The organism is Nocardiopsis sp. TNDT3, from assembly GCF_003427465.1.
Lineage (GTDB): Bacteria > Actinomycetota > Actinomycetes > Streptosporangiales > Streptosporangiaceae > Nocardiopsis > Nocardiopsis dassonvillei.
This window is the reverse complement of record NZ_QPFC01000483.1, coordinates 1-6,912: the sequence shown is the minus strand read 5'-3', so window position 1 is coordinate 6,912 and position 6,912 is coordinate 1. Positions and strand designations below refer to the sequence as shown.

At 75.6% G+C, this 6,912-nt stretch carries 1 protein-coding gene and 2 pseudogenes; 2 read left to right on the top strand and 1 reads right to left on the bottom strand.

Features of this window, described 5'->3' with window-relative positions:
* Window positions 1–693 (bottom strand): annotated as a pseudogene (locus tag DQW06_RS12530) (hypothetical protein); the annotation flags it as partial.
* A 588-nt stretch (window positions 694–1,281) separates the two neighbouring features.
* Between DQW06_RS12530 and DQW06_RS12525 the strand changes: the two are divergent.
* Window positions 1,282–3,309 carry an acyltransferase family protein gene (locus tag DQW06_RS12525; RefSeq protein WP_013151598.1) on the top strand — a complete coding sequence of 676 codons (2,028 nt, stop codon included), beginning with the start codon at window positions 1,282–1,284 and terminating at the stop codon, window positions 3,307–3,309.
* 466 nt (window positions 3,310–3,775) lie between these two features.
* Window positions 3,776–6,912: pseudogene (locus DQW06_RS12520) on the top strand (hypothetical protein); the annotation flags it as partial.

Sequence of the window (6,912 nt, the reverse complement as noted above, 5' to 3'; positions counted from 1 at the left end):
CTCGCCCTCCCCGCGCCCGAAGGTCCCCTCGGCGTCGCGGACGGCCTCGCGCAGCTCGCGGTCCTTGCGGAGGGCGGCCATGCGGCGCAGCCGTTCGGCGTCCTCCTCCGGCAGGCGCAGGCTCACCTCCTCCGCCCACACCACGACCCCGGCTCCGGTGACCGCCGTCTCCACCGCGAGCCGGGCGGCCAGCTCGCACTCGGCCGTCCCGTGGTCGCCGGGTCGGACGCCGCGGGTCAGCCCGGACGCGCGGGTCACCACCGCCAGGACGGCGGGGGCGACCGGGTTGCGCAGGCTCAGGTCCACGTGGCCCTCCCACCGCCAGTGGACCACGGCGGAGAACACCAGGTCGTAGTCCCGCGCGGCGCTGGGCAGCGCGACCGGGCGGATCCGGGTGCCGCCGCGTTCACCGAAGGCGCGGAGCGTTCCGTCCTGTCCGCCGTGGGCCTGCGCGGAAGCGGAAGAGGCGTCGGCGGCGTCCGGAGCCGCCACGGCGGCCGCGGCGTCACCGAGGTGGGGGACGAGGGCGCCCAGCACCAGCACGGCCGGGATCCACAGCAGGGTCCACAGGCCGATCAGGGGGTACAGGACACAGGGCACCACGACCACGACCGTGGCGGCCGCCACGAGGTGCGCGCGGGTCAGGGGGGTGACGGGGGTGACGGTGTGCCTCCTCTCGCGGCGCGGTCGCACCGGACGGACCCGCTCGGGAGAACGGGGCTCCGCGGCGCGGCACGGTCCTGGGCGAACCGGCGCGATCCCTTCCGGCGACATCCGACAGTCTGCCCCAGATCCGGAGCGGACGCGTCACGAACCGGTGCACACGCCTTACGAGCACGTCACATCCACCGGACGGGCCCCGTGATCCGGGCCCCGAGCCGCACGTTCCCACGCGTCCCACGCGTCCCGTGAGCCCCGCCCTTGCGAGCGTTCCCCGGCACCCCGGCGGGACGCGCCGCACCAGCGGAAACCACGGGCCACGACACCCCGTGTGAGCCCCCCGACGCACCCTCCCGGCACGCCTACGAGGCGCTCACACCACCGGAGACCAGGGCCCCGCGAGCCCCCGGAAAACCACCGCCCCGCCGACGGTTCCCGAACCCGCCAGGCGAACACCCGACCAAGGGAACGTGTCGCCCGCACCCCTGTTGGACGAACACCTGCCACCGTGTCGGCTCCGGGGTCGCCTCGGGTCTTCGAAACGGCACAGAATGCGATCATCCCCCGCGACTCACCCCCCGGACCCCCCCTCGTCGCCGAGCCCGCTCTCGGAGCCAGCCCATGTTCTCAGCACCCGCCCGGACCGGACGCCGTTTCCGGCCCGAGGTCCAGGGTCTGCGCGCCGTCGCCGTCCTCCTGGTCCTCGTCTACCACCTCAACCCCGCCCTGCTACCGGGCGGTTACGTCGGCGTCGACGTGTTCTTCGTGATCTCCGGCTTCCTCATCACGTCGCTGCTGTACCGCGAGGCCACCGAGCACGGCAAGGTGTCGATCGGCGGCTTCTACGTGCGCCGCATCCGGCGCCTCCTGCCCGCCGCGACGACCGTGCTCCTGGTCACCGGCGCGGTCGCGCTCTTCCTGCTGCCCGTCACCCGCCTGGTGGACACCGCCTGGCAGCTGGTGGCGTCGGCCGCCTACGTGGAGAACCTCTACCTGGCCCGGCAGGCGGTGGACTACCTGGCCGCGGACGACCCGCCCAGCCCCGTCCAGCACTTCTGGTCGCTGTCGGTGGAGGAGCAGTTCTACCTGGTGTGGCCGCTCCTGTTCGTGGTGTGGTCCCTGGCCCGGCGACGCTGGCGGGCCTCCGCCGGGACCCTCACCGTCCTGCTGGGCGCGGTGCTGGTGCTGTCCCTGGCCTGCTCGGTGCTTCTGACCTCGCGGGAGGCGGCCTCGGCGTACTTCCTGCCGACGACCCGCGCCTGGGAGCTGGCCGTCGGCGGCCTGCTCGCGATCGGGCTGGCGCACGGCGGCCTGCCCCAGCGCTGGCGCGCGCCCCTGGGCTGGCTCGGCCTGGTCGCCATCGCCGGTTCCGCGGTGGCCTATGACGACGCCACGCCCTTCCCCGGCTGGGCGGCGGTCCTGCCGGTCCTGGGCAGCGCGGCGGTGATCGCCGCCGAGGACTCCCCCGTGAGGCTGTCGGCGTCCCGGCTGCTGAGCACCGCGCCCGCCCGGTGGATCGGCGACGTGTCGTACTCGCTGTACCTGTGGCACTGGCCGCTGATCGTCTTCGCCCTGGTGCTGCTGGGGCGGGAGAGCCTGGGCGCGGTGGAGGCCCTGGCGGTCGCGGCCGCGGCCGTGCTGCTGGCGTGGGCGACCAAGGTGTGGGTGGAGGACCCCGTGCGCGACCGTGGCCTGGTCCGCCGCGGCCGCTCCGCCCTGGCCGTGGCCACGGCGGGCGTGGTGACGGTGGCCGCGGTGAGCGGCGCGGTGTACGTGCGGGCCGACCAGGAGCGGTCGGTGACCTTCGACCCGGCGGTGCACACCGGTCCCGCCGCCCTCGGCCAGACCGCCGACGCGGGGCCGCTCTACCCCTCCCCCGTCAACGCGGAGGACGACGTGCCCACGCTGTACGACGACGACTGCCAGGCCTCGCACTCCGAGACCGACCCCTCCGACCCGTGCGTGTACGGCCCCGAGGACGCCACCCAGGACGTGGCCGTGCTCGGGGACTCGCACAGCGCCCAGTGGGTCACCGCGCTGGAGGGGATGGCCGAGGAGCGGGGCTGGCGGCTGCACCTGTACACCAAGTCCTCGTGCGCCTTCACCGACACGGTGATGAAGGGCCCCGACGGCGGCCCGTACACGGCGTGCAGCGACTGGAACCGCGCGGTGATCGGCGAACTGGAGGAGCTGCGGCCGGACCTGGTGTTCACCAGCTCCTCCACCGCCAGCGACCCCGCCGAGGAGACCACCCCGGAGGAGGACCTGGTCGTGGTGGCCGAGGGCATGGGTCGTCTGTGGGAGGAGGTGGCGCGGGTCAGCGGCGAGGTCGTGGCGCTGCGCGACACCCCGCGCGCCCGCCGGGACGTGGTGGAGTGCGTGGCGGCCAACCTGGAGGACCCCTCACCGTGCGAGCGGTCCGAGCGGGACGCGCTCCAGGACGCCGACCCGCAGGAGATCGCGGCCCGCGAGTCCGGGGGCGAGGTGCACTGGGTCGACCTCACCGACCGGTTCTGCGTGGACGGCGGGTGCCCGGCGGTGATCGGCAACGTGATGGTCTACCGCGACTCCGGGCACATCACCAGCACCTACATCGACCTGCTCACCGATGACCTGGCCGCGAGAATGGACGAGGCGCTGGAGTCCTGAGCGCGCCCCGCGCGGGCAGCGCGGAAAAAGCGCGAAGCGGCGCGGAATATCCCGCGATGGCGCCTTTCCCCGCATGAAATACCCCTTTTCTCATGAAACGAGAAAAGGGGTGTTTTTCTTGGCCGATGTCGCAGTATGAGCAGTTCAAGCCGGTTCTGCGCGCACGGAGAACACCCACGGACACGCGCGAAACCAAAAGGCCCGTGTTCTCCCCGTCAACGCACGCATGAGGGGTATGCTCGTGACCCGAAACGGCCGCACAGGGAGAACACGGGAAATCCCCGGCCGTGAAAGGCGGAGCCGATGCAGGGACACGAAGCGACCGGGACCGGCGGGGCGGTAGCGATCACCGCCTCCGGCCCCAGAGGAGCCGCGTGAACTGACCGGCACCGCCTCCGGGGCCCGCCGCCCACCCCCCTCACCGGACCGTACGACCACGACCACACGAGGGGAGCGGGATCGCACGATGCCCTGGGACGCACAGGAACGCACACGCTACGAGGACGAGGTGCTGGTGGCCGCGCGCGCCCACGGGCTGCCCGCGGACCTGTTCACGCGCTACGGTGTCGAACCCCGCCTGGAGCTGCGGCTGTGCGCCGATCCGGCCGCGTTCACCGAGCACGTCAACGAGGTGTGCGCCCACTGGCGCGCGCTCCGGAGCAGCCGCCGCTCCCTGAGGGAGGTGCTGGACGAGCTCATCGCCGAGCACGAGCGGCTGGAGGGCGAGGGCGCGCTCACGCACGCCCACTTCCGGCAGGTCCGCGCCGACGAGGCCCGACGGGTCCTGAGCGCGTGGTCCGAGATCGCCGGGGGTCTGACCACCTCCCTCCTGGACCGCGACACCCTCCGGTCGATGATCGCGCCGGTGGGCGTCACCGAGGCCGACGCCGAGCGCGTCCTGCTCGAACACGACGTGCGCGTCGTGGACCGGCTTCCCGAACTGGACGACGCCCCGTCCGAGGACACCCTGCGCGCCCTGCGCGGACACCTGCGCGCCCGGGGCGTGCCCTTCTCCCCCATGGAGGTCTTCGGGGAGCAGCGCCTGGCCGAGGGGTTCACCGTGCTGGACGGCTTCCGGCTCCACGACGGCACCGCCCTGGACAAGGCCGCCCTCGACGAGGCGGTCCAGCGCGTACGGCTGGAACCGGAGTCCGAGGGCAGGGCGGCGGCCGAGAACGTGCTGGAGATCCTGCGCGCCGAGGGCGACCGGGCCGACGCCCTCGTGCTGGGGGAGATCGTCGGCGACCTGCGGGAGCGCCCGGAGTCCCTGAACGAGTCCGGGCTGGCCCGGCACTGGGTCAGCCGGGGGCTGGCCGAGGAGGAGGCGCTGCTGCTGTCCGCGGCCGTGCGGCGGTCCGCCTCCGGCGCCGACGCGCCCGCACGGGCGGAGCGCGACGTGCACGACCTGCTCGCGGACAACCGGCTGCGCCAGGCGCAGGAGGCCGCCGAGGACCTGCCCGAGGACCACGACCTGCACGAGCGCCTGCGCGCGCGGATGCAGCAGGTGGAGGAGCTGACCGCGCAGGCGGAGCGGGCGCTGCGCGCGGGCGACCGGGAGGAGGCCGCCCGGTCCCTGGCCGCGGCGGCGGACGCCGCGGCCGACGACGAGGCGCTCGCCGCCCGGCTCGGCGAGGTGGCGACGCCGCCGCCGCGCGGTGTGGAGGCCCGGGTCGACGGCCGGAACGTGGTGGTCTCCTGGCAGCCCGGCCCCGCTCCGGACGAGTCGGTCACCTACCGGGTGACGCGGCGCACCGGACGGGACGGGAGCGCCCGCGAGGCGCTGGTGGGCGAGTCGTCGGGAAACGAGGTCACCGACACCGGAGCACCCGTGGGAGCTGAGGCGCGCTACGCGGTGGTGGCGGTGCGCGACGGCCTCGGGGTGTCGGAGGAGGCGTCGTCCGCGCCGGTGATGATCGCGCCGGAGGTCTCCTCGCTGCGGGTGCGCGCCGGGGAGCGGTCGGTGTCCGGCTCCTGGCAGGCCCCGGCGGAGGCGGTGCGCGTGGAGGTGCTGCGCGGTGTGGGGGCACCGCCGCGCGGCGCGGGCGACGGCGTGCGCGTGGAGACGGACGGGTCGGGGTTCTGCGACACCGACGTCGAGATGGACGTGGAGTACCACTACCGGATCCGCGCGGTCTACGTGACCTCGAACGGGCACGCGCGGGGGTCGGCGGGGCTCGTGCGCCGGGCCAGCCCGGGTCCGTGCCCGGAAGCGGTGCGGGACCTGTCCGTGGTGCCGGACGGCGGCGCGGACTTCCGGGCCTCGTGGACACGGCCCTCCCGGGGGAGGGTCGTGCTGCGGGTCGGGGAGGAGCCGCCCGAGTGGCCTCTGGGCACGGTGCTCGGCCCCGACGACCTGGAGTCCTACGGCCGTGAGGTGGCCCAGACCCCGGTGGCCGACGACGAGGGGTCCTCTGAGGGCAGGGGAGCCGACAGGAGCAGCGGAACGGGTGTTCGCGCGGGCGCGGGCCGTGCCTCGGGGCCGCCCCCGGGGTCGGCGAACGGCCACGCGGACCCCGGGCGCGGGGGGACGCCCGGCGAGGAGAGGGAGGGCGTGCGCGTACTCGGGCCCGGGGAGAGAAGCACGGGCCACACCCGCACCGCCCCCGTCCAGGACGCCCGCGCCCCGCACGCGCCGCGCGCCGGCGCCGCGGCGCCCGAGGGGGGCAGGGCCCGTCCCCGTGAGGGCGCGTTCCGCGACACGGGCCACCCGCGCACCATGCCACCCGAGGAGACAGGGGCCAGCCCCCGTGAGGGCGCGTCCCACGTAACGGACCACCCGAACACAGTGCCCTCGGAGGAGGGCGGGATCCGCTCCTCTGAGGGGGCGTTCCACGCCGCGGGCCACCCGAGCACAGCGCCCTCCGAGGAGGACGGGCACGGAGGGACCGAGGGCATCCGCGTCCTGGGTCCGGGCGAGGGGAGCCCCGCCCGGAGCCGGGACGCCGACCACGGCACGGGTGCCCGACGCGGAGGCTTCGCGGACGAGGGGGGAGAGGGGGTCCGGATCCTGGCCCCCGTTGAGCGGCCCCCGGGGCGGACCCGGACCGTTCCCGGCCAGGACGCCCGCACACCGCACGCGCCCTCCAGCGGTTCCGCGGCGCCCGGAGGTACCGCGGGGGACCGTGCTCCCGCCCCCGCCGAGGGGCCCGGTGAGCGCATCCGCAGTGTCGGAAGGCACGCCAGGCTCTCCCCCGCCGCGGAGTCCCCGGCACCGGCGGCCACCGGGGTGGGGGACGGTGCCCTCGGCACTCCCGCGCGCACCGGGGCGGACGCCCGCGACGGGCGCGAGCGCTCCGTGAACGCCCAGGCGGTGCCCGCGGCCGACGGCGCCGACCTGCCGCGCGTGGTGCTGCCCTCCCCGCCCGCGGGCGGGGAGGGCGAGGGCGCCCGCGTGTTCGGCTCCGCGGGGCGGACCGGCGCCGACCTCCATGACGACGGGACCCGCACGGCGAACCCGCCGTCGCACCGCGCGGCCGCGGGCGACCGGCCGGGGGGCGGGCCGGTGGTGCCCCCGCAGGGCGTCGCCCTCCACGACCGCGCCGAGGGCCGCGCCGCTAAGGGCCTGCTCACGGACGCGGCGTCCCACGGGGCCGGGCACGGCGG

Excerpts from the sequence above, each read along its gene's own strand:
- DQW06_RS12525 (WP_013151598.1), top strand. The coding sequence starts at position 1,282 with ATGTTCTCAGCACCCGCCCGGACCGGACGCCGTTTCCGGCCCGAGGTC.